General features: G+C 71.6%; 1 protein-coding gene and 1 pseudogene. Both read left to right on the top strand.

The window, feature by feature from the left end; all coding sequences use genetic code 11:
* Window positions 1-374: pseudogene (locus tag AB4039_RS42160) on the top strand (hypothetical protein); the annotation flags it as partial.
* On the top strand, window positions 371-1,512 hold a 1,142-nt coding region (locus tag AB4039_RS42155; protein ID WP_442273299.1), incomplete at its 3' end, for a hypothetical protein. The pseudogene AB4039_RS42160 and the gene AB4039_RS42155, both read left to right, overlap by 4 nt.

Genomic DNA, 1,512 nt, shown 5'->3' with positions numbered 1-1,512 from the left:
TCGAGCTGGACCTCGGCGGCCTCGCGGTCCGTGACATCCGCAAGAACGCCGCCGGCCAGTACCTGATCCTGGCCGGTTCCTGGGCCGCCGACGACAACTCCGACCCCTACGCCCTCTACCAGTGGGACGGGATCCCCGGCCACGCCCCGGTCAAGCGCGCCGACCTGCCGACCGGCGACCCCGGCGGCTGGGAGGCCATCGTGAACGTGCCCGACCTGCGGGTGCCCGGCGCCCGCGTACAGCTCATCACCGACAACGGTGCCGCCGACCTCTACGGCGACGGCACCGAAGCCAAGGACCTGACGCACCCGGAGTGGAAGAAGTCCCGCTCCGCGTGGTTCGCGCTCGGCCCGATTCGTGGGGGACACCGATGAAGAACAAGCACCTGGGTACGGCCGCGCTCGCGGCGATCCTCCTGGCCGGCCTCAACGCCCCGGCCCAGGCGGTCAGTTACGGCACACCGACCATCTCGTTCTCGGCCTCGTACCTGTCCGGGGCCGTCGGCGGGGTCGGCGACCAGACCGTGGACGTGACCGTGGGGCAGAGCGGGGCCGACGTCTCCGCGCTCACCGTCAGCGCCACCGCCTCCAGCAAGACCTCCGTCGCCGGAACCGGCGACGTCACCGTGACCGGCGCCGGCGCCGTGCGGCAGCTCGCCGTCACCGCGCGCGGCCGCGGCTACGCCAACCTCACCATCAAGGTGAGCGGGCTCGGGGGCAAGAGCGCCACCAAGACCCTCTCCTACGCAGCCTCCGCCGCCGTCCAGAACCCGGCGGACGCCCGCTACTTCAGCGGCGCCTCCGACTCCTCGGCGGCCGTGGACGTCGGCGGGGGCTACACGGTGGTCGCCGACGACGAGAACAACGTGCTGCGCCTGTACGACCGTTCCCGCTCCGCCGCACCCGTCAGGACCTGGGACTTCAGCTCCCAGCTCGGCGTCACCAAGGAGGTGGACATCGAGGGCGCGACCCGGGTCGGCGACACCATCTACTGGACCGGCTCGCTCGGCAACAACAAGGACGGCGAGTACAAGGCCCCCCGCAACACCGTCTTCACCACCACGGTGAGCGGCTCCGGCTCCGGAACCCAGCTGGCGTACGGGCGCTCGTACAAGAAGCTCCGCGAGGACCTCGTGGCCTGGGACACCGCGAACGGCAACCGCTACGGCTTCGCGGCGGGGACGGCCGCGGGCGAGGCGCCGAAGCAGATCGACGGTTTCAACGTGGAGGGGCTGGAGTTCGCCCCGGGGTCCACGACCACCGCCTACCTGGGCTTCCGTGCCCCGCTGGCCCCGGCCGTGCCCGGGGGCAAGGCGCTGCTCGTGCCCGTCACCAACTTCGACGAGGTCCTCTCCAGCGGTTCCAAGCCCGTCTTCGGCGCCGGGATCGAGCTGGACCTCGGCGGCCTCGCGGTCCGTGACATCCGCAAGAACGCCGCCGGCCAGTACCTGATCCTGGCCGGTTCCTGGGCCGCCGACGACAACTCCGACCCCTACGCCCTCTACCAGTGGGA

This window comes from Streptomyces sp. M-16, assembly GCF_052114405.1.
Lineage (GTDB): Bacteria > Actinomycetota > Actinomycetes > Streptomycetales > Streptomycetaceae > Streptomyces.
Note: the sequence above shows the minus strand (reverse complement) of the source record. Positions and strands in the feature narration are given on the sequence as shown.